The following is a 23,797-nucleotide window of genomic DNA, read 5'->3' on the forward strand; positions in this document are numbered from 1 at the left end:
CCCTCAGGTCAGGATGTCGCCATCCACGTAAAACCAATGCCCGTCTTCGCGCACGAAACGGCTTCGCTCGTGCAGGCGCTGCCCCCGGCCCTTCGCGCGGGATCGCGCGACGAATTCCACCTCGGCATGCGTGGCGTCAACGGGCGTGTGTCGCTTCACCTCCAGCCCCAGCCATTTCACGCCGTCGTCGAGCTCGATCGAGGCCGGCCGTGTGCCCGCATGCCAGGTGGCCAGCAAATGCGCAGTGTCACCGCGCACGAACGCGGTGTAGCGCGAGCGCATGAGCGATTCGGCGTCGGGCGCGGGCACACCGGTGCCGATATAGCGGGCGCAGCAGGCCTGAAGGGCGGCGATGCGACCACAGGGGCAGGTGTCTTTCATCGGGTGGAATGGGCGCGGGGCGGGGGTTTGAACGGCGAGGTCAATGGCGTGTGCAACCGATTATCGATGTCCTTGCAGCGCCCGGGTCATGCGAGCCGGGTGTTCAATGCGGCTCTTGTTCAAGAAGGAACCCACATGACATCGCTCACCCATTTCCCCATCGCGCAGAAGTGGCCTGCACAGCATCCCGACCGTCTGCAGCTGTATTCGCTGCCCACGCCCAATGGCGTGAAGGTTTCGATCATGCTGGAGGAGACCGGCCTGCCCTACGAGCCACACCTGGTGAGCTTCGAGACCAACGACCAGATGTCGCCGGCCTTTCTCTCGCTCAACCCCAACAACAAGATCCCGGCCATCCTCGACCCCGACGGCCCCGGTGGCCAGCCACTCGCCCTGTTCGAGTCGGGCGCCATACTGATCTACCTGGCCGAGAAGACCGGCCAGTTCCTGCCCAAGGACCCGGCCGCGCGCTACGAGACCCTGCAGTGGCTGATGTTCCAGATGGGTGGCGTGGGCCCCATGTTTGGTCAGCTCGGTTTCTTCCACAAGTTCGCCGGCAAGGACTTCGAGGACAAGCGTCCGCGCGACCGCTACGCCGCCGAAACCCGGCGCCTGCTGGGCGTGCTGAACCAGCGCATGGCCGGGCGCGACTGGATCATGGGCAAGGACTACACGATCGCCGACATGGCCATCTGGCCCTGGGTGCGCAACCTCGTCGGGTTCTATGGCGCGGGCGATCTCGTGAGTTTCAGCGACTTCGCCGAGCTGCCGAGGGTGCTCGCGGCTTTCGAGCAAAGGCCAGCGGTGCAACGCGGCCTGACCATCCCAGCACGCACCTGAAACGCAACACACGAGGTGCCCCCAACCAAGGATGCCGCGGAACTGGCTTTGCCAGGCCGCAGGCATCGCCCCCTTGAGGGGGTGACGCGCTGAAAGCGCGGCGCGGGGGTGGACCTACTTCCTCCAGAAGTGCCCCGTGAACAAGACCAAAACGGTCAGCAATTCAAGCCGCCCCAGCAGCATCGCAAACGTGCAGACCCAGATCTGGAATTCGTTGAGCACGCCGAAGTTGCTCGCCGGCCCCACCTCGCCCAGGCCCGGGCCGATGTTGTTGACCGTGGCCACCACCGCCGAGAACGCGGTGACGATGTCCAGCCCGGTGAACAGCAACACCATGGTCAGCCCCATGGTGGCAGCACCGTAGATCAGCATGTAGCCCAGCACGGCGGTCATGACCGAGGTGGGCATGATCGCGCCTCCCAGCGTGACCGGGTTGACCACGCGCGGGTGCACGATGCGCACCAGCTCGCGCCGCGCCTGCTTGATCAGCAGCACCATGCGAACCAGCTTGATGCCGCCGCCGGTGGAGCCGGCGCACGAGACGAAACAGCCCAGGAACATGAGCAGCACCGGCGCGAACACGGGCCATTGCGCGTAATCGGTCGAGGCGTAGCCCGTGGTGGTGGCCACCGACACCACGTGAAACGCGCTGGTGCGCAGCGCCTCGGGAAAGTTGTCAACCACGCCCTGCGCTGTCAGCAAGAATGCAACCAGCACCACGGCCACCACCAGCACGGTGACATAGGTGCGGATCTCGCGGTCGTGGGTGAGCGGGCGCAGGGAGCGCTGGCGCAGCACGATGAAATAGCGCATGAAGCTCACGCCGGCCAGCGCCATGAAGACCGTGGCCACGGCCTCGATCGTCGGTGAATCCCAATGGCCGAAGCTCGCGTCGTGCGACGAAAAACCACCCAGGCCCATGGTGGTGCACATGTGCATGAAGGCATCGGCCCAGTCCATGCCGGCCCAGCGGTAGGCCAGCATGCAGGCCACGGAGAACATCACGTACACGCCCCACAGGCCGCGAGCGGTCTCGGAAATGCGCGGGGTGAACTTGGTGTCCTTCATGGGCCCGGGTGTCTCGGCCCGGTAGAGCTGCACACCGCCCAGGCCCAGCAGCGGCAGCACCGCCACCACCAGCAGCATGATGCCCAGGCCGCCCACCAGCTGCAGGAAACAGCGCCATACGTTCACCGACACCGGCAGCGCGTCCAGCCCCGAGAGCGCGGTGGCGCCGGTGGCGGTGAGCGCGCTCATGGCCTCGAAGTAGGCCTTGGTCCAGCCAATGTCGGGCACGGTGTAGAGCAGCGGCACCGCCGCGTAGGCCGGCAACACCAGCCAGACCAGGTTGACGAGCAGAAAGCCGTCGCGCGTCTGCAGTTCGCGGCGGTGCTGCCGGGTGCATTTCCACAACAGCAGGCCGCTGAGGATGGTGACGGCGAAGCCCACGGCCCACACCATGGCGTGGCCCTGTGCGTCCAGAAACAGCGCCCAGCCAAGCGGCACCAGAAATGCCGGCGCGAACGCCAGCAAGATGCGCGAGAACACCGAGAGCACGGGCAGCAGGCTGTGCACGTCGGGTCTAGCCGAAGAAGGTGGCGCCCACCTGGAACAAGCGCTCGACCTCGCGCACGAGGCGCTTGTTCGGGATGAACATGATGATGTGGTCGTCGGCCTGGATCACCGTATCGTGGTGCGGCATCAGCACCTCCGACTTGCGTCCCTCGCCGCGCACGATGATGCCGATGCGCACCCCCTTGGGCAGCCTGAGCTCTTCAACGCGGCGGCCCACCAGCTTGCTGGTCTTCACGTCGCCGCGCGCAATGCCTTCGAGCGCCTCGGCCGCACCCCGGCGCAGGCTGTGCACCGCCGCCACATCACCGCGGCGCAGGTGCGTGAGCAACTCGCCGATGACGGTCTGCGACGGCGAAATCGCGATGTCGATGGTGCTGCCCTGCATCATGTCGGCGTAAGCGCGGCGGTTGATCAACGCCATCACCCGTCCGGCGCCCATGCGCTTGGCCAGCATGGCCGACATGATGTTGTCCTCGTCGTCGCTGGTGAGCGCCAGGAACATGTCCATCTCGCCCACGCTCTCTTCGAGCAGCAGGTCTTCGTCAGCGCCATCGCCATTGAGGATCAGCATGCCCGACGGTACCTGGCTGGCCAGGTACTCGCAGCGCCTGAGGTCATGCTCGATGATCTTCACCTGGCACTGGCCCTCCAGCGAACGCGCCAGGCGAAGCCCGACCTTGCCGCCACCGGCGATCATGATGCGGCGCACCGGCTTGTCGATGTTGTGGATGGCCCCCAGCACATAGCGGATCTTCTGCGTGTCGGCCAGCACGAACACCTCGTCGCCCGCGAGGATGCGCGTGGACTTGGTGGCCTCCATCTCGGTGTCGAGCCGGTACAGCGCCACCACGCGCATCTCGGCATGGGGGAAGCGCTCACGGAATTCACCGATGGTGTGGCCCACGAGCGAACCCCCATGCGTGGCGCGGATGGCGATCAGGCTGGCGCGGCCGTCGGCAAATTCCAGCACCTGCAAGGCTTCGGGGTAGCTGATGAGCTGGTGGATGTAGCGCGTGACCGACTCTTCAGGGCAGATCACGTGGTCCACCGCGAAGCCGTTCCGGCCCAGCAGCTCGTCGCCCTCGGCGAACTCGGGCGAGCGCAGCCGGGCGATGGTGCTGGGCACGTTGAAGATGTCGTGCGCGACCTTGCACACCACCAGGTTGGTTTCGTCGTTGGCGGCGCAGGCGATCACCATGTCGGCGTCTTTCGCCCCGGCTTCGCGCAACACCGAGGGTTGAATGCCGTTGCCCACCACACCGCGCAGGTCGATCCGCTCCTCCAGCATCCTGAGACGCGCCGGATCCATGTCGATCACCGTGATGTCGTTCTGCTCGGAGACCAGGCTCTCGGCGACGCTCTCTCCGACTCGGCCTGCGCCCAGGATGATGATGTTCATGGTGGGGGATGGTACCCCCCGCGCCGCGGCTCAAGACACCCCCTGCGCCGCCTGCGGCGTCACCCCCCAGGGGGAAGCCGCGTCAGCGGCGCAGGGGGTCACAATCCTCGTGCAATGATGATCTTCTGAATGTCCGACGTGCCTTCGTAAATCTGGCACACCCGCACATCCCGGTAGATGCGCTCCACCGGGAAGTCGCTCACATAACCGTACCCACCAAACACCTGAATGGCTGCAGTACAAACCGCCTCGGCCATTTCGCTGGCAAACAGTTTGGCCATCGCAGCTTCCTTCAAACAAGGCTGACCCGCATCGCGCAACGCCGCCGCATGGTGCGTGAGGGCGCGCGCCGCCTCGATCTGCGTGGCCATGTCCGCCAATCGAAACCCCACCGCCTGGTGGTTGAAGATCGGCTGGCCGAAGCTTGAGCGGTCCTTGGAGTACGCCAGCGCACAGTCAAACGCGCTGCGCGCCATGCCGATGCTCTGCGCGGCAATGCCGATGCGTCCGCCTTCCAAGGCGGACAACGCGATCTTGTAGCCCTCGCCCTCGGCGCCGATCAGGTTCTCGGCCGGGATGCGGCAGTGGTCGAAATTGATCTGCGCGGTGTCGCTGCTGTGCTGGCCGAGTTTGTCTTCCAGCCGCGCCACCACATAGCCCGGGGTGCTGGTGGGCACCACGAAGGCGCTCATGCCCTTCTTGCCGGCGCCCTTGTCGGTCACCGCGATCACGATCGCGAGCTGCCCGTTCTTGCCGCTGGTGATGAACTGCTTGACGCCGTTGAGGACATATTCGTCGCCCTCTCGCGTCGCCGTCGTGCGCAGGGCCGAGGCGTCCGAGCCCACATGCGGCTCGGTCAGGCAGAACACGCCCAGCATCTGGCCGGCGGCCAGCGGGCGCAGCCACTGTTCCTGCTGGGCCGCGCTGCCGTAGCGCATGAGGATCGCGTTGACCGGGCAGTTGGTGACCGAGATCGCGGTGCTGGTGCCGCCGTCGCCGGCGGCGATTTCTTCCAGCACCACGGCCAGCGTCACGTAGTCGAGCCCCGCGCCGCCCAGCGCCTCGGGCACGCAGATGCCGTAGGCGCCGAGCTCGGCCAGGCCCTTGTGCACGTCGGTCGGGAAGTGGTGCTCCTTGTCCCACTTCGCCGCATGCGGCCAGAGCTGCTCCTGGGCAAAGCTGCGCACCGCGTCGCGGATCATGAGTTGGTCTTGGTTCAGCATGGCCAGGTCGTGTCCGGGTTACACCAGTTCAATCGCCATGGCGGTGGCTTCACCACCACCAATGCACAGGGTTGCCACACCTTTCCTGCCGCCGCGCGCCTGCAGCGCGTGCAGCAGCGTGACCAGAATGCGCGCGCCGCTGGCGCCGATGGGGTGGCCCAGCGCGCACGCTCCGCCGTTGACGTTGACTTTCTCGTGCGGAATGCTCAGCTCGGTCATGAGCGCCATGGGCACCACGGCGAAGGCTTCGTTGATCTCCCACAGATCCACGTCAGCCACGCTCCAGCCGGTCTTGGCCAGCAGCTTCTGCGTGGCGCCCACCGGGGCGGTGGCGAACCAGTTGGGTTCCTGGGCGTGGGTGCTGTGCGCCACGATGCGCGCCAGCGGCTTGAGGCCCTGGGCCTTGGCGGTGGACTCGCGCATGAGCACCAGCGCGGCGGCGCCGTCGTTGATGGACGAGCTGGACGCGGCGGTGATGGTGCCGTCCTTCTTGAACGCAGGCTTGAGGCTGGTCACCTTGTCGAGCTTGACCTTGCCCGGGCCTTCGTCGGTGCTCACCACACGCTCGCCGCTGCGGTCCTTGACCGTCACGGGGGTGATCTCGGCAGCGAAGGCCCCGCTCTCGGTGGCGGCCTTGGCGCGCGTGACGGAGGCGATGGCGAACGCGTCCTGCTGCTCGCGGGTGAAGCTGTACTTGGCGGCGCAGTCTTCACCAAAAGTGCCCATGGAGCGGCCCGCTTCGTAAGCGTCCTCCAGGCCGTCGAGCATCATGTGGTCGTAGATCTTGTCGTGGCCCATGCGGTAGCCGCCGCGGCCCTTGAGCATCAGGTAGGGCGCGTTGGTCATGCTCTCCATGCCGCCAGCCACCATCACGGTGGCGCTGCCGGCGGCGATCATGTCGTGCGCGAGCATGGTGGCCTTCATGCCCGAGCCGCACATCTTGGACAGCGTCACCGCACCGGCCGACTTCGGCAGCCCGCCCTTGAACGCAGCCTGACGCGCGGGCGCCTGACCCTGGCCGGCCATCAGGCAGTTGCCGAACAGCACCTCGTCCACCTGGTCCGGGTCCACGCCGCTGCGCTGCACCGCCGCTTTGATGGCGACGCCACCCAAGTCGTGGGCCGAGAGGCTTGCGAAGTCGCTCTGGAACGACCCCATGGGGGTGCGGGCGGCGCCGACGATGACGATTGCGTCTTGGGACATGGTGAATCTCCTTGGAAGTGGTGGAAGAAGGGGTCAGGCCAGCGCGTGGGCGAGGAAACGCCGGTCGCGCTCGTATGGGAAAACATCGAACACATGGCCGGCGGCAATGCGCTCCTTGTGTGATTGCCAGAAGGCGGCATCGAGCAGGTCGGCGTGGTGCTTCATGAACACCTCGCGCACCACGGGGTTGCCGAGCAGGAAGGGGCCGAAGGTTTCGGGGAACACGTCGTGCTTGTGCACCGTGTACCAGACCTCGCCCGACATCTCGTCTTCTTCGGTGCGCGGCGCGGGCACGCGGCGGAAGTTGCAGTCGGTGATGTACTCGATCTCGTCGTAGTCGTAGAACACCACCTTGCCATGGCGGGTGATACCGAAGTTCTTCCACAGCATGTCGCCGGGAAAGATGTTGGCCGCCACAAGGTCCTTGATGGCGTTGCCGTACTCGATGACCGTGTGCTCGATCTGCGCATGGGCACCCGCGTCGAAGGCTTCCTGCAGGTGGATGTTGAGCGGGATCATGCGGCGCTCGATGTAGCAGTGCTTCAAGACCACCTCGGTCGTGCCATCGCCATCGCGGTCGCTGATCTCCAGTTGGCTGGGCGCGAACTTCTGGATCTCGGCGATGAGCTCGTCGGTGAACCGGTCGCGCGGAAATCCCACCTCGGAGAACTCCAGCGTGTCGGCCATGCGGCCCACGCGGTCGTGCTGCTTGACCAGCAGGTACTTGCCGCGGATCTGCTCGCGCGAGGTGTCCTTCTGCGGCGGATAGAAGTCCTTGATGACCTTGAACACGAACGGAAAGCTCGGCAGATCGAACACCAGCATGACCATGCCCTTGATGCCGGGCGCGATGCGGAACTTGTCGGTGCTGTGCCGCATGTGGAAGAGGAAGTCGCGGTAGAACAGCGTCTTGCCCTGCTTGGCCAGGCCCAGCGCGTTGTAGAACTCGGCGCGCGGTTTGCGCGGCATCAGGCTGCGCAAAAACTGCACGTAGGCGCTCGGTATCTCCATGTCGACCATGAAGGTGGCGCGCGCGAAGCTGAACAGGATCAGCAGGTCGTCTTCGCCGAAGAGCGCGGCGTCCACCACCAGCCGGCCGTCGGTGTTGTGCAGGATGGGCAGGGCAAACGGCACCTCCTGGAAGCCGTTGATGATCTTGCCCACCACGTACGCACCCTTGTTGCGGAAGAACAGCCCCGAGAGCACCTGGAACTGGAAATTGGCGCGCAGCTTCACGTGGTCGAAGTGCCGCTTCATCGCATCCAGCACCAGCCCGGCGTCGCGCGCCAGGTCTTCAAACGGCACGCGCAGGTCGAAGTCCTGGAGCATGCGCAGCGCCTCGTCCTGCATGGTCTCGGCCGCGGGGTAGTAACAACGGTAGGTGGGCCGTGCGCTGGGTTCCTCGTTCTCGATGTACTCGGTGGAGACGGCGGGGCGCACGAAGATGAAGTCGTTCTGAAAGTAGGCGCGCTGCAGGATCTTGGTGGTGACCGAGTTGAAGAAGGTCTCGGCCAGCTCGGGCTGGTGGTGGTTCACCAGCAGCCCGATGTAATGCAGCTTGACCTGCTCCCACACGTCCATGGGCTGCGCGTCGGCGCCGAACTCTTTCGTCAGCCGCATCACGCATTCCTTGACGCGCAGGTCGTAGAACTCGATGCGCTCGCGCTGCGCGCGCTGCTGACCGAGCCAGTCGCGGGTTTCGAAGCGGTGCTTGGCCCGCGCCGATTCCGTGCGGAACAACCGGTAGTGCCGGTTGAAGCCGTCCATCATGGCCTTGGCAATCGCGTAGGCCAGGGTCGAGTCGAGGCGCTGGGGAAACATGGGTGGATCTGCAGCGCGGTCCCGTCGGGGCGTGAACGGGGGGTGCTGCCGCCGCTCAGCTCTGGCGCACCGAGCCCACGCCGGACACGGCCGAGCGGTAGGCGGCGTCGATCTGCTCTTTGTTGTCCACCGTCATGTGCATGTCGTGCAGCAGGCCGTCGCGCAGGCCGTACACCCAGCCGTGCAGCGTGAGCGGCTGCCCACGCGCCCAGGCGTCCTGCACCACCGTGGTTTGCGCCACGTTCATCACCTGCTCGATGGCATTGAGCTCACACAACACATCGGCGCGGTGTTGCTCGGGTGTGGCTTCGAGCAAGGCCGAGTGCCGGTCGCGCACGTCCTTGATGTGGCGAAGCCAGTTGTCCGCCAGGCCCACGCGCACATCGCGCAGCGCGGCCTGCACGCCACCACAGCCGTAGTGCCCCACCACCATGAGGTGTTGCACCTTGAGCATGTCAACCGCGTACTGGATGGTGGAGAGGCAGTTGAGGTCGGTCGGCACCACCACGTTGGCCACGTTGCGGTGCACGAACACCTCGCCCGGGTCCAGGCCGGTGATCTGGTTGGCCGGCACACGGCTGTCGGAGCAGCCGATCCACATGTACTGCGGGCTCTGCTGGGCCAGCAGGTCGGTGAAGAAGCCGGGGCGCGCGGCCACCATGTCGGCGGCCCAGACGCGGTTGCGCTCGAAAAGGTCTTTGAGTTCGGAAGTCATGGCGCGATCTTAGGGTGTCGGGTGGTGTCTCAGCAGGTCTCGGCAAACAGCTCACGGCCAATCAACATGCGGCGGATTTCGCTGGTGCCGGCACCGATCTCGTACAGCTTCGCATCGCGCCACAGGCGGCCCAGCGGGTACTCGTTGATGTAGCCGTTGCCGCCAAAGATCTGGATGCCGTTGCCGGCCATTTTCGTGGCCTCTTCCGCGCACCACAGGATGACCGAGGCGCAGTCCTTGCGCACCTGGCGCACGTGCTCGGCGCCCAGCAGGTCGAGGTTTTTGGCCACCGTGTAGGCGAACGAGCGGCCAGCCTGCAGCACGGTGTACATGTCGGCCACCTTGCCCTGGATGAGCTGGAACTCGCCAATGCTCTGGCCGAACTGCTTGCGGTCGTGGATGTAGGGGACGATGTTGTCCATGACGGCCTGCATGATCCCCAGCGGCCCGCCGGTGAGCACGGCGCGCTCGTAGTCCAGGCCGCTCATGAGCACCCTGGCGCCGTTGTTGAGGCCGCCCAGGATGTTCTCGACTGGCACCTCGACGTTGTTGAACACCATCTCGCCGGTGTGGCTGCCGCGCATGCCGAGCTTGTCGAGTTTTTGCGCGGTGCTGAAGCCCTTCATGCGTTTTTCGACGATGAAGGCCGTCACCCCCCGCGCACCCATTTCAGGCTCCGACTTCGCATAGACCACCATGGTGTCGGCGTCAGGCCCGTTGGTGATCCACATCTTGCTGCCGTTGAGCAGGTAGTAGCCGCCCTTGTCCTCGGCCTTGAGCTTCATGCTGATCACGTCCGAACCGGCGCCGGGCTCGCTCATGGCGAGTGCGCCCACGTGTTCGCCGCTGATGAGCTTGGGCAGGTATTTGGCGCGCTGGGCCTCGCTGCCGTTGCGCTTGATCTGGTTCACGCACAGGTTGCTGTGCGCGCCGTACGAGAGACCCACGCTGGCCGAGGCGCGCGAGATCTCTTCCATGGCGATCATGTGCGCCAGGTAGCCCATGTTGGCACCGCCGTACTCTTCGCCCACGGTGATGCCGAGCACGCCCAGATCGCCCATCTTGCGCCACAGGTCCATGGGGAACTGGTCGTTCTGGTCGATCTCGGCCGCGCGCGGTGCGATCTCGGCCTGCGCGAAGTCGCGCACTGCGTCGCGCAATGCGTCGATGTCTTCGCCGAGCTGGAAATTGAGGCCGGGCAGGTTGGTCATGGGTCGTGTCTCCAAGGAATGGGTGAACGGGCTTCAGCCCTGGATGTTGTCGCGGCCAACCACGGCCATGAGCGTGCAGCCCATGGTGGCGACCAGTTTTTCGCGCCCACCGTCGATGGCCCAGGCCTGACCTTCGCACACCGTGACGGTGCGTCCGGGCTTGATGACCGTGCCGACCATGCGGAAGCTCTGACCTTGCGCAGGCGCCAGCAGGTTGATCTTGAACTCGATGGTGAGCACCGCGGCGTCGGATGCCATCAGTGAGAACCCGGCGTAACCGCAAGCGGAGTCGAGCGCGGTGGCGACCATGCCGGCGTGCAGAAAACCGTGTTGCTGGGTCAGCGGCTCGGCCCACGGCAGCGTGATCTCCACCTGCCCGGGCTTGACCACCGCGAGCGTCGCGCCCAGGGTGCGCATGGCCGCCTGGCGGGCAAAGCTCTCGCGCACGCGGGCTTCAAAGTCGGGATTTCGAGGTTCGAAGGTAGGCAGGTTCACGGCGGTCTCGGTGCGTGGAAGGAGCCTTGGATTCTACGTTGACGTTTACGTAAACGTCAATTTCAGAGGCGTTGGTGCAGGGCTATGCTCGAGCCGCCATGCCCTTCACCCTGAACGCCCCGGTCCACAGCGACCAGATCCTCAAGAAAAGCCACTTCATCGGCTGCGTGGAACCGGTGGCCGACCGCGTGGCGGCCCTGGCGCGGGTGGCCGCGCTGCGCGCAGAACACCCCGGCGCCACCCACGTGTGCTGGGCGCTCATGGCCGGTGGGCACTCGGCCGCCAACGACGACGGCGAGCCCGGTGGCACAGCCGGACGGCCGATGCTCGAAGTTCTGCGCCACCAGGACCTGGAAGGTGTGCTGGCCACGGTGGTACGTTACTACGGCGGCACACCGCTGGGCGCGGGCGGGCTGGTGCGCGCCTACACAGACAGCGTGGCCCAGGCCTTGTTGAACGCGGACAAAGTGCCGGTGATCCGCTGGCAGGTGCTGCGTTGTGTGTTGCCTTATGCGCTTGAGGGCTGGCTGCGGCGTGAGCTCGATGGTTTCGGCGCCATGCTGGCCGAGGTGCAGCACGGTGAAGGGGTGGACGCCACGGTGCGTGTGCCCGAATCTCGCGCCGCTGCACTGGTGGCGCGCATCAACGACGCCGGGCAAGGCCGGGTGCTGTGGCGGCACACCGAAGACGGTGAAACCGGCTGACGCCTCAGGCCGTGCGGCTCAGGACCACCAACACCAGACCCACCGCCGCCGGCAGCGCCTGCACGTACAGGATCTTGCGGCTCGCGGTGGCCGCGCCATACAGGCCGGCGACCAGCACGCACAACAAAAAGAACACCTTCACGCCAAAGCCTTCGGGCCCCAGCCACAAGCCCCACAGCAGGCCCGCGGCCAGAAAGCCGTTGTAGAGCCCCTGGTTGGCGGCGAGCACCTTGGTGGCCGCGGCCGACGCGGGCGTCTGCCCAAAAGCACGCAATCCGGCTGGCTTGTCCCACAGGAACATCTCGAGCACAAGGAAGTAGACGTGCAGCAGCGCAACCAGGGCAACGACGGTGTGGGCGATCAGGGACATGGCAACTCCAGTGAATGAACTCAAGCCTTCTTTTCCACCTTGCCCAGCAGGGCCCGCGCTTCCTTCTCGTGCACCTTCACTTCGTCGAGGTTGGCCACGAGGTCGGCCATCTGCTCTTCGAGCTGGCGGCGGTGGTCGGCCAGCACGGTGAGGAACTTGCGCAGCTGCGGACCGGTGTCGCGCGGGCTGTCGTACATATCGATGATGTCTTTGGCTTCAGTCAGCGACAAGCCCAGGCGCTTGGCGCGCAGCGTGAGCTTGAGGCGCGTGCGGTCGCGCGAGGTGTAGACCCGGTTGCGTCCACCCGGGCCTTCGCGCTGCGGCTGCAGCAGGCCCATGTCTTCGTAGAAACGGATGGCGCGGGTGGTGAGGTCGAACTCGCGCGCCAGATCGCTGATGGTGTAAGTCGGGTTCGTCGCCATGGGTTCGTGCCCTGTGATTGACGTTTACGTCAACGTCATCCGGCGATCTTAACGGAATCACCGTCGCAAGCGCCCACTCACTCGCCGAGTCATTCGCCCAGCGGCACAGCGGCGCCGCGCAGCGCCTTGCGCCGCTGCGCATGGTCGGGCATGACGCTGGCCACCACGTCCCAGAACTGCGGGCTGTGGTCCATGTGGTGCAGGTGGCTGAGTTCGTGCACCACCACGTAGTCCACCATCTCCAGCTTGAGGTGGATCAGCCGCCAGTTCAGGCGGATGGTGCCGTCGGCACTTGCGCTGCCCCAGCGCGTGCCGGCGCTTGAGAGCCGCAGCTTGGTGTAACGCACTCCAAGCTGCGGCGCAAAGTGGTCCAGCCGCTGGGCGAACAAGGCCTTGGCCTGCTTCATCAGCCAGGCCTGCGCTGCGTCGCGGATCTGCGACTCACCCGCGTTGCGCGCCAGCCCCAGGCGCAACGTGGCCAGCGCATCGGGCGCGGCAGCGGCCTCGAACACCGCTCCCACCTGCGTGAAGCCGTGGGCGGGGTCGAGCACCAGGCGCAGGCGCGCCCCCAGGTAGTCGAACTCGGCGCCATCGGCCCAGGTGATGCGGGCCTGCGCCATTTCGCCGGCGCGTTCGCGGGCGTTCTGCAGTTTCTCCAGCACCCAGGCCGACTTGTCGTGCAGCAGCGCCTCGACCTCGCCCACCGGCGTCCAGCGCGGCGCGCTCACGCTCAGGCCGTCCGGGCTCACCGACAGGCCGATGGTGCGGCGTTTGCCGCGCTTGAACTCGTAGGCCACCTCACAGGAGCCCAGCCGCAGCATCCGGTTGGCGCGCGGGTGGTGCCAGGCCGCGGGCTCAAACACCTGGCTCATCGGCAATGCCGGCGCAGCGGCCACCGCCGGCGGCTGGGGCGCGGGCCGCAGCGGCTCGGGGTCGGGACCACCGAGGAAATCGAGCGCCAGCTGAAGGAAGCGCTGCATGTCGGGGCTCAGCCTTGGGGGTAGGCGTCCGGGTCCAGCCGACGCATCTCGGCTTCGATCCACGCCTCGACCTCGCGCATCAGCTCGTCGGGCTCACGGCCGGCGCTGGGAATCGGCTTGCCGATGGAGAACTCCACCGTGCCGGGCTGCTTGATGAATGCCTTGCGCGGCCAGCATTTGGCCGAGGTCACGGCGATCGGAATCACCGGCGCGCCGGTCTCCACCGCCAGGCGCGTGCCGCCATTCTTGTAGCTGCCCTTCTGTCCGCGCGGGATGCGCGTGCCCTCGGGAAACATGATCACCCAGGTGCCCTGGTTGAGCAGGCGCTGGCCTTGCTCCACCACCCTGTTGAAGGCCTGGGCGCGTTTGCTGCGATCGATGTGGATCATGTCCATGCGACCCATGGCCCAGCCGAAGAACGGCACGTAGAGCAGTTCTTTCTTGAACACATAGGCCAGCGGGTGCGGCATGAGCGCGGGCATGCAGAAGGTCTCCCAGGTGGACTGGTGCTTGACCAGCAACACCGCCGGCGCGGTGCTTCCCACCGGCAGGTTCTCGAACCCGATCACATGGTTCTTGATGCCGAGGATGAAAGTGCCACCGTTGACCGCCAGCTTGAGCCAGCCGGCGCACATCCAGTAGATCTGCGTGCTGTTGAGAAAGGGCGCGGCAATCAGCACCGCGAGCGCCCAGGGCACCACCGTCACCGCCATGAACAGCGTGTGCAGGATCGAGCGCAAGAGGTTGAGGAGAAACATGGAGGCCGTTCAGTTCGTGGACTGCGCAAGCAGCCAGTCGGCAAAGGCGCCGAGGTCGTCGTGTGTGTGGGTGCCGGGCGGCAGGTCGGGCGCGAGCGCGGTGAGATCAGCGCCCAGGCCCAGCCCCAGACGATCGCGCAAATGCTCGGACTGGCCCGTGAGCAGCAAATGCGCCGGACATCCCGCGGCCGCTGCGCCCTTCACATGCCGCAGCGCGTTGCCCGCAGCAGGCACCGACGCCAGCGAGACGCCATACCGCTCGCCGATCTGGGTGAACAGACCCGGCAGTGGCTTGCGGCAGCCGCAGGCCTCGTCGGGCGCGTGCGGACAGAAAAACACCGCATCCACCCGTGCCCCGGCGGCCGCGAGCTTGCGGTGCATCTTGGCGTGGATGGCGTTGAGCGAGGCCATGTCGAACAGGCCGCGCCCGATGCCGGACTGGTTGGTCGCCAGCACCACGCGCCACCCGCCCTGGTTGAGCCGCGCCACCGCTTCCAGCGCACCGGGCAGCGCTTCCCACTCGTCCGGCGAGGCGACGTAGTCGTCGCGGCTGCGGTTGAGCGTGCCGTCGCGGTCGAGGATGACGAGTTTCATGGGTGGCTTCCGGAGGAGGGACGCAGCGCAGGGCCGCCCCAAGCAAGGCCGCGCCCCCCAGGGGGGCAGCGACCCGCGAAGCGGCGGAGCGTGGGGGTCTTCATGCAGCCAGGCGCGACAGGTCGGCCACGCGGTTCATGGCGTCGTGCAGTTGCTTGAGCAGGCCGAGGCGGTTGGCCTTGAGTGCCGGATCGTCGGCATTGACCATGACGCCGTCGAAGAAGGCATCGACCGGTGCACGCAGGGCGGCAAGCGCTTGCAGGCTGGCGGTGTAGTCGCCGGCGTCGAACTTCGTGTTGGCGGTCGGCACGGTGGTCTGCATGGCAGCGAAGAGAGCTTGTTCGGCGGGCTCGACCAGCAGCGCTTGCTGGACGGCAGCGCCCTCGCCTTCCGACTTCTTCAGGATGTTGCCGATGCGTTTGTTGGCGGCGGCGAGTGCGGGAGCTTCGGGGAGCGCGGCGAAGGCGCGCACGGCGGCGAGGCGCTTGGGCACGTCGCTCAGGCGCTGGGGCTTCAAGGCGAGCACGGCGTCGACTTCCTGCGCGGTACCACCCTGCTCGCGCAGGCTGCCGGCCAGGCGGTCGTAGATGAAGCTGGCGAGGGCTTCGACAGGCTCGGTCCGAACGGCTGGGAGTTTGTCGCCAAACGCGCCGTAACACGCATCGAGCAACCTGGGCAGCTCCAGCGACAGGTCCTTCTCGATCAACATGCGAATCACGCCCAAGGCATGCCGCCGCAACGCAAACGGGTCCTTGTCTCCGGTGGGCACGTTGCCGATACCGAACATGCCGACCAGCGTCTCCAGCTTGTCGGCCAGCGCGACCACCACACCCGCCATGCTGCGCGGCAGCTCGTCGCCGGCAAAACGCGGGCGGTAGTGGTCCTCGATCGCAAACGCGATGTCGTCGGTCAGGCCGTCGTGGCGCGCGTAGTAGCCGCCCATGATGCCTTGCAGCTCGGGGAACTCACCCACCATGTCGGTGAGCAGGTCGGTCTTGGCGAGTTGGGCTGCGGTGTCGGCGCTCTTGGCGAGCACATCACCACCAAGCTGCTGGCCAATCGCACGCGCAATTGCGCGCACCCGCTCCGTACGCTCACCCTGCGTGCCCAGCTTGTTGTGATAGACCACCTTGCCCAGGCCTTCAACGCGCGAGGCCAGCGTCTTTTTGCGGTCCTGGTCGAAAAAGAACTTCGCATCGGCCAGGCGCGGACGCACCACGCGCTCGTTGCCGCCGATCACCGCGCTCGCATCGGCGGGGCTGATGTTGCTGACCACCAGGAACTGGTTCGTCAGCTTGCCGGCCGCGTCGAGCAGCGGAAAGTATTTCTGGTTGGCCTTCATCGTGAGGATCAGGCATTCCTGCGGCACGCCGAGGAACTGCTTTTCAAACTCACAGATCAGCACATTGGGCCGCTCGACCAGCGCGGTCACTTCGTCGAGCAGCGCATCGTCTTCAATGGGCTGGCAGCCCCCACCCACCTTCGCGGCGGCTGCTGCGAGTTGACGCGCGATCTCGGCTTTGCGCTCGGCGAACGAGGCGATCACGGCGCCGTCTTTCACCAGCGTGGCGGCGTAGCTGTCGGCGTCCTTCAGAACCACGGGCGATACCGCCGCTTCAAAACGGTGGCCTTGTGTGCTGTTGCCCGAGCTCAGCCCCAGCGCCTTCACCGGCACGACGCTGCTGCCGTGCAAAGCCACGAGCCCGTGCGCCGGCCGCACGAAATGCACGCTGCTCCAGCCGGGCAGTTCGCAATCGGTCTCTAGCTGGTAGCTCATGACCTTGGGGATGGGCAACTTGGCCAGGGCCTCGTCCAGCGCTTTCTGCAGGCCTGCGGCCAAAGCTGCGCCGGGCGCCACGCTTTCAAAAAACAGCGCCTCGGCCTTGCCGTCGGGCGCACGCTTGAGGCCGGCCACCGCTGACGCATCGGCGCCGAGCGCGCCCAGGCGCTTGAGCAGCGCGGGAGTGGGCTGGCCGCTGGCGTCCAGACCCACATTCACCGGCATGAGTTTTTGCGACACGGCCTTGTCGGCCGCGCGCGCCAGCACACCACTGACGTGCGCGGCGAGCCGGCGCGGCGAGGCAAAGGCGGTCACCACCGCGTCCGTCGGCGCCAGGCCCTGGGCCTTGAGCTGGTCGGCCAGCACGGTGGCGAAGGCGTCGCCGAGTTTCTTCAATGCCTTGGGGGGCAGTTCTTCAACAAACAGTTCAACGAGCAGGTTCTGTGCGGTCATTCTTGTTCTTTCTCCGGGCGCTCACGCGGCCTTCTTCACCATCTGGTCCACCCACTCGCGCGGCGCCATGGGGAAGCCCAGGCGCTCGCGGCTCTCGTAGTAGCTCTGGGCCACGCCGCGCGCGAGGTTGCGGATGCGGCCGATGTAGGCGGCACGCTCGGTCACGCTGATGGCGCCGCGCGCGTCCAGCAGGTTGAAGCTGTGCGCGCACTTCAAGACCTGCTCATAGGCGGGCAGCGCGAGCTGCTGCTCCATCAGGTGTTTGGCCTGTTTCTCGTGCGCGGCGAAGGCGGTGAACAGGAAGTCGGCGTCCGAGTGCTCGAAGTTGTAGGCCGACTGTTCCTTCTCGTTCTGCAAGTAGACATCACCGTAGCTCAGCGTGTCGGTCCATTTGAGGTTGTAGACGTTGTCCACGCCCTGCAGGTACATGGCCAGGCGCTCCAGGCCGTAGGTGATCTCGCCGGTGATGGGCTTGCAGTCGATGCCGCCGACCTGCTGGAAATAGGTGAACTGCGTCACTTCCATGCCGTTGAGCCACACCTCCCAGCCCAGGCCCCAGGCGCCCAGCGTGGGGTTCTCCCAGTCGTCTTCCACAAAGCGGATGTCGTTCTTCTTCAGGTCGAAGCCCAGGGCTTCCAGGCTGCCGAGGTAGAGCTCCAGGATGTTGCTGGGTGCGGGCTTCAAGACCACCTGGTATTGGTAGTAGTGCTGCAGGCGGTTGGGGTTCTCGCCGTAGCGGCCATCTTTGGGGCGGCGGCTGGGCTGCACGTAGGCGGCCTTCCAGGGCTCTGGGCCGAGCGCGCGCAGGAAGGTGGCGGTGTGGCTGGTGCCAGCACCCACTTCCATGTCGTAGGGCTGGAGCAGGGCGCAGCCTTGCTTGTCCCAATAGGACTGCAAGGTCAGGATGATTTGCTGGAAGGTCAACATGGAGCTGGCGCGGGGGTCGCGCAGAAGGAAGAGGGAGCGCGCCGACCACGGCTGCGCAAACCCCGGATTTTACGGGCGCGCCCCACCTGGCCGGGCGCGCCCGGTCACTTCCCCGGCGCGTTTTTGGCGGCGGCCGGTTCACCCTTGGTTTTGGCCATGGCGAAGTACTTGTCGAGCCACAAGCGGGCGATGTGGGCCTTGGAGATCTTCTTGAAGAAGAAGCTGATCGGAATGCCCACCGATTTGTCGCTTGAGGCCTGGGTGATGTAGTTGTCGAAGGCGTTCATCAAGGTGTTGAGGTCAACGATCTTGTTGCTGCCGTGGTCGATAGCGCCCAGGCCCTGGATGACGCTTTGCGTCAGGCCACTCTGCATGGCCGCCTGCTGGCCGCCCTTGAGCGACTTCTCGGCCAGGGAGCTCGACGTCTGGCGCGATTCGTGCGGCTGGCCCTGAACGCTGGCGCCCGCGCGTTGCGGGTCGTCGAGCAAGGTCGCCACGCCCATGCGCAGCTGGGACGACACCAGCGACGGCACGCTGCCGAGCACGATGAGGTTGACGTGGCTGGAGACGTTTTGCGTGCTGAGCAGCTTGCGCACGTTGTCGAGCACCGATTCGTCCACACCGAAGCCGCCCGTGGCCGCCTTGAGCCAGCCGCCCATGCGCAGCTGTTCCTGCATCGCATCTTCCTGATCGGCGTCCAGGCCGGTGCCGGTCACTTCGTTGTTGACCATGTGCACCATGCCGATGAAGCTGGAGCCATAGTTCGCGCCCGTGAGCAAGGTGAGGTTGTTGGCATCTACGTCGGTGCCCTGCGCTTCCGAGATCTTGATCATCGAGGCCAGATCGGTGGTGTTGATGCCTTCGCCCGCTGCGCTGTGCACGTTGTTCCACACGTCCACCGCCTTGTCCACGTCGAGCGTGAGCGGCTGCAGCATGGCCGAGGAGCGGTGGGTCGCACTGGCGGTGATCACGATCGTGCCGACGAGGCTGTGGCTCTTGAGCTGTTGATGCACCTGCGCCGCAGCGGCTTTGGGCACATCCCGCGCTGCGGAGCCCAGCGCCGCCGTCGACTCCCGGATCGCGCTCTCGATGTTGGAGATCGCCGTCGCGCTGCTGTCGTCGTTGCTGCCATACGAAAAGTACTGCAGATCAATCTTGATCGAGTCTGAAGCCAGCGGCAGCCGCTCGACCGTCACACCCGTGAAGTCCAGCGGACTTTCCAGTCCCGTCACGTTTTCGATGGCCGCCACCTCTTCGCGCAACTGCTGCACGCCGGTGTCGTTGGTGATGCGCGTCGTCATGTAGTCGCGCGCGGCGTCGCTCACGTGTGTGTTCAGCTCCACGATCCGGGCCTTGAGGTCGGTGATGTCCACACCCAGGCTGACCAGCTCGTTGATCGTCATGCTCAGCCCGCGCCGCATGGCAATGAACGAGTTCATGCGCTCGAATGCGGCATCGGTTTTGGCCTGCAGGCCTGCGATCTTCTCCAGCCGGCTGAGCAGCTCGGTGTTGACGACGTGCCCCAGCACCAGCGAGGGATGGTCGAACGGAATGGATGACGCCATGGAGAGCTCCCTCAAGGATTCCCCGCCAACATGCTGGGGGGCCTTGAGTTGTACCAAGGCATCCGGCGCGGCGTTTGATGGACTGGTGAGCGATTCCTGTCGAATGGCTGATGCACCCCGCGTGCGCTCAGCGCCGGCGGGTGCGTCCGCCGCGGCGGCCCAGGCTGCGCAGCGAGGCGATGACCAGCACCAGCATGAGGCAACCGATCCACAGCGGCATCAGGCCCCAGCGCGCGGTCCACTGAGCGTAGGGCGTGATGCCGCTGCGCCCTTGCACGGTGGCTTCCAGCCGGCCGCGCGTGAGCCGCTCCAGCAGGTGCGTCACCACGCCCGTGTGGTCGATCACGGCCGTGGCCCCGGTGTTGGTCGCCCGCAGCATGGGGCGGCCCAGCTCCATGGCGCGCAGCCGGGAAATCTGCAGGTGCTGGTCGATGGCCACCGAATTGCCAAACCAGGCGATGTTGCTCAGGTTGATCAACACGGTGGGGGCGGTGACGTCACTGCCGAACGACGCCGCCAGCTCTTCACCAAACAGGTCTTCAAAACAGATGTTGGGCGCAATGCGCTGTCCGGCAACCGCCCACGAAGGCTGGGCCAGGCCACCTCGATTGAAGTCACCCAGGGGGATGTTCATCAGATCGGTGAACCAGCGAAACAGCGGCGGAATGAATTCGCCGAACGGCACCAGGTGGTTCTTGTCGTAGCGGTAGATGCCCGCGCCCAGTGCGCCGGGCAGCTCGAGCCTGTCGCGGGCTCGCGCCGCTGCGCCCGGGCTCAAGCCCCAGACCGAGTTGGTGTAGCCCTGCTCCATGCTGCCCAGCGGCAGGCCGATCAACGCACTGGTGCCACCGGCCGCTTGCCCAGCCAGCCCTCCCAGCAACGGCTTCCAGAACTCGGCGCCCAACTGGCTGGGCAGCAGCGGAATGGCGGTTTCGGGCGCCACCACCAGTTGCGGCCCGGTGGTCGGGTTGGTGCGCGCGGCCTCCACCGCCAGACCGATCTGTTGTGGGTACCAGGACAAGGCCTGGGCGATGCCGGTACCGGGTTCGAATTTCTGATCCTGGGGGATGTTGCCTTGCAGCAGCCACACCCGCAGCTCACCGGCGCTGGCGGTCCCGCGCTGGCCCAGGTTTCGCCAGGCCTGACCACCGCCCACCATGCTCAGGAGCAGGCCCCCCACCGCCAGCAGCAGGAGACCTGTGCGCACCAACCCCCACCAGCCGTCCCTGAGCCCGGGCACCACGCGCGCCTGCACGCGTGTGCCGGGCGCACCGCTGCGCGCGCCTGTGGCGGGGCGCGCGACCGGAAGGCTCACCGGCGACACCATCCAGGTGCTCAGGCGCCGCCACAAACCCGAAATCAGCGAGGCCAGCGCGTAGGCCAGGACCGCAGCCAGAAAACCCATGCCATAGACACCCACCAGCGGCGCCCAGGGCGCCATCAGGTCCACCTGCGCGTACCCACCGGCACCCCACGGAAAACCGGTGAACCAGTGGCCACGCGCCAGCTCGGCCAAGGTCCAGAGCGATGCAAACAACAGCGCCTGTGCCGTGCGCGAGACCGGGGCCCAACTGCACAACAAGCCCACGGCAACGGCGTAGTAAACGGAGAGCAAGCCCGCCAGCGTCACCACCGCCAGCACCGCCAGCCAGGCGGGCAGCCCCCCGTAGGTGTGCAGCGAAATGAACAACCACCAGAATGTGCCGGACAGCCAGGCGGTGGAGAACACCCAGCCCCGCCAAGCCGCTTGCCCCACGCGCGTGGCGTACTGCAAGGCGAGCACCAACATGGACAGCGAGACGATCTGCCAGAAACCACTGGGCTGGCCAGCGCTCATGCCCGGCAAGCTCCAGTCGGAGAACGGCCATGCCACGGAGGCCGCCTGCAACACACCACCCGCCAGGCAGATCCACCACCAGAAATACCCGCTGCCTCGGGCACTGCGCCCCGGAGGGCGGCGGCTCATCGGGTTGAAGCTCGACGGCGTGTGAAGCGATCCGAACAGGCTGCGCATAGACCGGGCGGCTTCAGGGCTCGGCCGGAATGGGCGCGACCTTGAACCACTTCACCGCTCCACCCTTGGTGTGCAGCACCGTGAAGCGAAGGCCTTCGAGCTCGTGGACTTCGCCGCGCTTGGGCACGTGGCCCATGGCGTGGGCGATCATGCCGCCGATGGTGTCGAAGTCGTCTTCCGGGAGCTTCAGGCCAAAGGATTCGTTGATGCGTTCGATCGGCGTGTCGCCGCTCACGCGCCAGGTGCTGTCGGCCAGACCGAAGATGTCGCCTTCGTCTTCGGCCACGTCGAATTCGTCTTCGATCTCGCCGACGATTTCTTCCAGCACGTCTTCGATGGTGATGAGGCCAGCCACGCGGCCGAACTCGTCGATCACGATGGCCAGGTGGTTGCGGTTGCCGCGGAACTCGCGCAAGAGGTCGTTGAGCCCCTTGGTCTCGGGAACAAAGGTGGCGGGGCGAAGCAGGGCTCGGATGTTGAGCTCGGGTGCACGCTGCAGCTTGAGCAGGTCCTTGGCCAGCAAGATGCCGATGATGTTTTCGCGCTCACCTTCAAAGACCGGGAAACGCGAGTGCGCGGTGTCGATGACCAGATGAAGCAACTGGTCAAAGGGCGCATCGATGTCCAGCACATCCATGCGCGGTGTGGCCACCATCACGTCGCCAGCGGTCATGTCGGCGATGCGGATCACGCCTTCGAGCATCACCCGCGACTCGGCGTTGATGATGTCGTTGTCCTCGGCATCGGCGAGGGTCTCGATCAGTTCGTCCTTGGAATCCGGCCCGGGGTGAATGAACTCCGCGAGCTTTTGCAGGAAACCACGTTTGTCGGCATGCCGCAGGCTGCGCTGCGGCCCACTACTGGGAGGGGATTCGGCCACTGAAGGTTGGGGGGGTTGTAACGGTGCGAAAGGATACCCCAAGCGGGTGATCCAAAGCAAAAATGCGGCCAAGCCGCCAAGCCGCCAAGGCACCACCGTGCGTGTCAGCCGCGGACCCGTTCGCGAGCTTCGCGCACGCCTTGGCGAATGTCTTGCAACATGGCCAGCACACTCCAGAACTGTTTGGCCTGGGCCTTGAGGTGGTAGTCGGTGAGGGCCACCTGCTGGTTGACCATCTCGGTCACGCGCGAGTCAAAATCGGCCGGCGGCAGACGCAGGTGGGCTTCCGACTCGGAGCCGTCGCGCTCGATGATCGCGCCGGCATGGCGCGCTATCTTGAGCATGGCGGTGTTCTCCGACAAGGCATGGATGAACAGCTGCGTCACGCCTTCGTTGCGCGCGTGCATGACCGCGCGCTCGAACAACCGACTTCCATAGCCGCGTCCGCGTGCGCTCTTGGCCACCGACACGCCGAATTCGGCACAGCTGGTGTACTGCGGATCGATCGAGAAGGCCAGGTGGGCCATGGCGATCAGGTCGAGATTGCGGTTGAAGATGCCGAAGAGTTCGTCTCGCTCGAAATTGAGCTGATCTACATAGCGGGTGATCTGCTCTTCGTTGGCGGCGTAACCAAAACGCAGGTACCGATCGTGCGGCTCCAGCGCCAGCAGGTGGCCCAGGATGCGGTCGCGTTGGCCCGGGCCGATTGAGCGGATGGGCACCACGACACTGGTGGACGGGAACGCACGGTCATCGGCTACACGCGCGGCACCTGCCGGCGCGGGCACGGCTGGGCTGGCCGCACCTTGAGCGGGCGGCGTTGCAGACTTGAACCAGCGAGCGGAATCGACCATGGCTGAACTGTACGGGTTATCCCTATATCGACAAGGACTGACATCCCTAAACCCGCAGAATCCCGATGGGCGGGCGGCGAGCGACCGCCGGTCGCCCCGGGCCGAGATCTAAAGCGGCAAGGCGGTCGTGCTTTTCACTCTGTCCATCACGAAACTGGTCTTGCAGTCCTGCACGCTGGGGTGTTTGAGCAAGGTCTCCATGATGAAGCGCGAGTAGGCGGCCATGTCGGCCACCACCAACCGCAACTGAAAGTCCATCTCCCCGGTGAGTGCCGCGCATTCCACCACTTCGGGCCAGGCCAGCACGCTGGCGCGAAACAGGTCCATCGGGTTGCGCTTGGCGCTTCCGGTGTGTTTTTCCAGGCGCACGCTCACGTAGGCTGTGAGACCCAACCCCACGGCTTCCGGACGCACCAGGGCCACATAGCGGTCGATCACGTGCGCCTCTTCGAGCCGTCGCACGCGCCTCAGCACAGCGCTGGGCGACAGGCCCACCGCCTCGGCGATCTGGTCGTAGGTGGCGCGGCCATCGGCCTGCAGGCTGCGCAAAATGTGCCGATCAAGCTTGTCCAGTGCTTCCATACGGCGAATTATGCAGGTTTCCTGCAATGAGGACAAGAGAAGCGCCCTAAA

At 65.9% G+C, this 23,797-nt stretch carries 23 protein-coding genes; 2 read left to right on the top strand and 21 right to left on the bottom strand.

Features of this window, described 5'->3' with window-relative positions; all coding sequences use genetic code 11:
• Positions 1 to 3: 3 nt before the first annotated feature.
• Positions 4 to 381 (bottom strand): YchJ family protein, encoded by a 378-nt coding sequence (locus F9Z44_RS18615; RefSeq protein ID WP_159608194.1) that lies wholly within the window; start codon positions 379 to 381, stop codon positions 4 to 6.
• Between the two features lie 135 nt (positions 382 to 516).
• Between F9Z44_RS18615 and F9Z44_RS18620 the strand changes: the two genes are divergently transcribed.
• A complete protein-coding gene (locus F9Z44_RS18620) occupies positions 517 to 1,221 on the top strand; it encodes a glutathione S-transferase N-terminal domain-containing protein (protein ID WP_159608195.1) in 705 nt (234 codons plus the stop codon).
• Positions 1,222 to 1,335: 114 nt separating this feature from the next.
• Here F9Z44_RS18620 and F9Z44_RS18625 read toward each other — a convergent pair whose 3' ends face one another.
• The 8 genes from F9Z44_RS18625 to F9Z44_RS18660 form a co-directional block, all read right to left on the bottom strand.
• On the bottom strand, positions 1,336 to 2,796 hold the full coding sequence (locus F9Z44_RS18625; protein WP_159608196.1) for a TrkH family potassium uptake protein: 1,461 nt from the start codon (positions 2,794 to 2,796) through the stop codon (positions 1,336 to 1,338).
• Between the two features lie 7 nt (positions 2,797 to 2,803).
• Entirely contained in the window at positions 2,804 to 4,195 is a 1,392-nt protein-coding gene (gene trkA / locus F9Z44_RS18630) for a Trk system potassium transporter TrkA (protein ID WP_159608197.1), read from the bottom strand.
• A 98-nt stretch (positions 4,196 to 4,293) separates the two neighbouring features.
• Positions 4,294 to 5,418 carry an acyl-CoA dehydrogenase family protein gene (locus F9Z44_RS18635; protein WP_159608198.1) on the bottom strand — a complete coding sequence of 375 codons (1,125 nt, stop codon included), beginning with the start codon at positions 5,416 to 5,418 and terminating at the stop codon, positions 4,294 to 4,296.
• 18 nt (positions 5,419 to 5,436) lie between these two features.
• Entirely contained in the window at positions 5,437 to 6,621 is a 1,185-nt protein-coding gene (locus tag F9Z44_RS18640) for an acetyl-CoA C-acyltransferase (protein WP_159608199.1), read from the bottom strand.
• 33 nt (positions 6,622 to 6,654) lie between these two features.
• Positions 6,655 to 8,442: a bifunctional isocitrate dehydrogenase kinase/phosphatase gene (aceK, locus tag F9Z44_RS18645; protein WP_159608200.1), complete on the bottom strand. Its 1,788-nt coding sequence runs from the start codon at positions 8,440 to 8,442 to the stop codon at positions 6,655 to 6,657.
• A gap of 55 nt (positions 8,443 to 8,497) precedes the next feature.
• Positions 8,498 to 9,157 carry a carbonate dehydratase gene (gene can, locus F9Z44_RS18650; protein ID WP_159608201.1) on the bottom strand — a complete coding sequence of 220 codons (660 nt, stop codon included), beginning with the start codon at positions 9,155 to 9,157 and terminating at the stop codon, positions 8,498 to 8,500.
• Between the two features lie 29 nt (positions 9,158 to 9,186).
• Positions 9,187 to 10,368 carry an isovaleryl-CoA dehydrogenase gene (locus F9Z44_RS18655; protein WP_159608202.1) on the bottom strand — a complete coding sequence of 394 codons (1,182 nt, stop codon included), beginning with the start codon at positions 10,366 to 10,368 and terminating at the stop codon, positions 9,187 to 9,189.
• A 33-nt stretch (positions 10,369 to 10,401) separates the two neighbouring features.
• Entirely contained in the window at positions 10,402 to 10,785 is a 384-nt protein-coding gene (locus tag F9Z44_RS18660; RefSeq protein WP_201450087.1) for a PaaI family thioesterase, read from the bottom strand.
• Positions 10,786 to 10,961: 176 nt separating this feature from the next.
• On the opposite strand from F9Z44_RS18660, the gene F9Z44_RS18665 reads away from it, so the two are divergent.
• A complete protein-coding gene (locus F9Z44_RS18665; RefSeq protein WP_159608204.1) occupies positions 10,962 to 11,567 on the top strand; it encodes an IMPACT family protein in 606 nt (201 codons plus the stop codon).
• Positions 11,568 to 11,571: 4 nt separating this feature from the next.
• Here the strand turns inward: F9Z44_RS18665 and F9Z44_RS18670 are convergent, their stop codons facing one another.
• The 12 genes from F9Z44_RS18670 to F9Z44_RS18725 all read right to left on the bottom strand — a co-directional run bounded on the left by F9Z44_RS18670 (position 11,572) and on the right by F9Z44_RS18725 (position 23,746).
• A complete protein-coding gene (locus F9Z44_RS18670; protein WP_159608205.1) occupies positions 11,572 to 11,937 on the bottom strand; it encodes a DUF1304 domain-containing protein in 366 nt (121 codons plus the stop codon).
• Between the two features lie 20 nt (positions 11,938 to 11,957).
• Positions 11,958 to 12,359 (bottom strand): MerR family transcriptional regulator, encoded by a 402-nt coding sequence (locus F9Z44_RS18675; RefSeq protein WP_056267588.1) that lies wholly within the window; start codon positions 12,357 to 12,359, stop codon positions 11,958 to 11,960.
• An 89-nt stretch (positions 12,360 to 12,448) separates the two neighbouring features.
• Positions 12,449 to 13,339, bottom strand: coding sequence for a M48 family metallopeptidase (locus tag F9Z44_RS18680; protein WP_159608206.1), 891 nt, complete (start codon positions 13,337 to 13,339; stop codon positions 12,449 to 12,451).
• 8 nt (positions 13,340 to 13,347) lie between these two features.
• On the bottom strand, positions 13,348 to 14,097 hold the full coding sequence (locus F9Z44_RS18685) for a lysophospholipid acyltransferase family protein (protein WP_159608207.1): 750 nt from the start codon (positions 14,095 to 14,097) through the stop codon (positions 13,348 to 13,350).
• A 9-nt stretch (positions 14,098 to 14,106) separates the two neighbouring features.
• Positions 14,107 to 14,691 (bottom strand): D-glycero-beta-D-manno-heptose 1,7-bisphosphate 7-phosphatase, encoded by a 585-nt coding sequence (gmhB, locus tag F9Z44_RS18690; protein ID WP_159608208.1) that lies wholly within the window; start codon positions 14,689 to 14,691, stop codon positions 14,107 to 14,109.
• A gap of 100 nt (positions 14,692 to 14,791) precedes the next feature.
• On the bottom strand, positions 14,792 to 16,924 hold the full coding sequence (gene glyS, locus F9Z44_RS18695; RefSeq protein WP_159608209.1) for a glycine--tRNA ligase subunit beta: 2,133 nt from the start codon (positions 16,922 to 16,924) through the stop codon (positions 14,792 to 14,794).
• A gap of 21 nt (positions 16,925 to 16,945) precedes the next feature.
• Positions 16,946 to 17,851, bottom strand: coding sequence for a glycine--tRNA ligase subunit alpha (gene glyQ, locus F9Z44_RS18700; RefSeq protein ID WP_159608210.1), 906 nt, complete (start codon positions 17,849 to 17,851; stop codon positions 16,946 to 16,948).
• A 104-nt stretch (positions 17,852 to 17,955) separates the two neighbouring features.
• Positions 17,956 to 19,416: a hypothetical protein gene (locus tag F9Z44_RS18705; RefSeq protein WP_159608211.1), complete on the bottom strand. Its 1,461-nt coding sequence runs from the start codon at positions 19,414 to 19,416 to the stop codon at positions 17,956 to 17,958.
• A 127-nt stretch (positions 19,417 to 19,543) separates the two neighbouring features.
• Positions 19,544 to 21,382, bottom strand: coding sequence for an apolipoprotein N-acyltransferase (gene lnt / locus F9Z44_RS18710; RefSeq protein WP_159608212.1), 1,839 nt, complete (start codon positions 21,380 to 21,382; stop codon positions 19,544 to 19,546).
• A 61-nt stretch (positions 21,383 to 21,443) separates the two neighbouring features.
• On the bottom strand, positions 21,444 to 22,310 hold the full coding sequence (locus F9Z44_RS18715; protein ID WP_201449987.1) for an HlyC/CorC family transporter: 867 nt from the start codon (positions 22,308 to 22,310) through the stop codon (positions 21,444 to 21,446).
• Between the two features lie 104 nt (positions 22,311 to 22,414).
• Entirely contained in the window at positions 22,415 to 23,164 is a 750-nt protein-coding gene (locus F9Z44_RS18720; protein ID WP_159608213.1) for a GNAT family N-acetyltransferase, read from the bottom strand.
• Between the two features lie 108 nt (positions 23,165 to 23,272).
• On the bottom strand, positions 23,273 to 23,746 hold the full coding sequence (locus tag F9Z44_RS18725; protein WP_159608214.1) for an Lrp/AsnC family transcriptional regulator: 474 nt from the start codon (positions 23,744 to 23,746) through the stop codon (positions 23,273 to 23,275).
• Positions 23,747 to 23,797 lie beyond the last annotated feature (51 nt).

Source organism: Hydrogenophaga sp. PBL-H3, from assembly GCF_010104355.1.
GTDB lineage: Bacteria > Pseudomonadota > Gammaproteobacteria > Burkholderiales > Burkholderiaceae_C > Hydrogenophaga.

Coding starts and splice junctions, on each gene's coding strand:
- F9Z44_RS18640 (WP_159608199.1), bottom strand. CDS start 6,621: ATGTCCCAAGACGCAATCGTCATCGTCGGCGCCGCCCGCACCCCCATG.
- F9Z44_RS18615 (WP_159608194.1), bottom strand. CDS start 381: ATGAAAGACACCTGCCCCTGTGGTCGCATCGCCGCCCTTCAGGCCTGC.
- F9Z44_RS18705 (WP_159608211.1), bottom strand. CDS start 19,416: ATGGCGTCATCCATTCCGTTCGACCATCCCTCGCTGGTGCTGGGGCAC.
- F9Z44_RS18675 (WP_056267588.1), bottom strand. CDS start 12,359: ATGGCGACGAACCCGACTTACACCATCAGCGATCTGGCGCGCGAGTTC.
- glyQ (WP_159608210.1), bottom strand. CDS start 17,851: ATGTTGACCTTCCAGCAAATCATCCTGACCTTGCAGTCCTATTGGGAC.
- can (WP_159608201.1), bottom strand. CDS start 9,157: ATGACTTCCGAACTCAAAGACCTTTTCGAGCGCAACCGCGTCTGGGCC.
- F9Z44_RS18620 (WP_159608195.1), top strand. CDS start 517: ATGACATCGCTCACCCATTTCCCCATCGCGCAGAAGTGGCCTGCACAG.
- F9Z44_RS18660 (WP_201450087.1), bottom strand. CDS start 10,785: ATGCGCACCCTGGGCGCGACGCTCGCGGTGGTCAAGCCCGGGCAGGTG.
- F9Z44_RS18655 (WP_159608202.1), bottom strand. CDS start 10,368: ATGACCAACCTGCCCGGCCTCAATTTCCAGCTCGGCGAAGACATCGAC.
- F9Z44_RS18685 (WP_159608207.1), bottom strand. CDS start 14,097: ATGTTTCTCCTCAACCTCTTGCGCTCGATCCTGCACACGCTGTTCATG.
- F9Z44_RS18665 (WP_159608204.1), top strand. CDS start 10,962: ATGCCCTTCACCCTGAACGCCCCGGTCCACAGCGACCAGATCCTCAAG.
- gmhB (WP_159608208.1), bottom strand. CDS start 14,691: ATGAAACTCGTCATCCTCGACCGCGACGGCACGCTCAACCGCAGCCGC.
- F9Z44_RS18680 (WP_159608206.1), bottom strand. CDS start 13,339: ATGCAGCGCTTCCTTCAGCTGGCGCTCGATTTCCTCGGTGGTCCCGAC.
- lnt (WP_159608212.1), bottom strand. CDS start 21,382: ATGAGCCGCCGCCCTCCGGGGCGCAGTGCCCGAGGCAGCGGGTATTTC.
- trkA (WP_159608197.1), bottom strand. CDS start 4,195: ATGAACATCATCATCCTGGGCGCAGGCCGAGTCGGAGAGAGCGTCGCC.
- aceK (WP_159608200.1), bottom strand. CDS start 8,442: ATGTTTCCCCAGCGCCTCGACTCGACCCTGGCCTACGCGATTGCCAAG.
- F9Z44_RS18720 (WP_159608213.1), bottom strand. CDS start 23,164: ATGGTCGATTCCGCTCGCTGGTTCAAGTCTGCAACGCCGCCCGCTCAA.
- F9Z44_RS18670 (WP_159608205.1), bottom strand. CDS start 11,937: ATGTCCCTGATCGCCCACACCGTCGTTGCCCTGGTTGCGCTGCTGCAC.
- glyS (WP_159608209.1), bottom strand. CDS start 16,924: ATGACCGCACAGAACCTGCTCGTTGAACTGTTTGTTGAAGAACTGCCC.
- F9Z44_RS18635 (WP_159608198.1), bottom strand. CDS start 5,418: ATGCTGAACCAAGACCAACTCATGATCCGCGACGCGGTGCGCAGCTTT.
- F9Z44_RS18725 (WP_159608214.1), bottom strand. CDS start 23,746: ATGGAAGCACTGGACAAGCTTGATCGGCACATTTTGCGCAGCCTGCAG.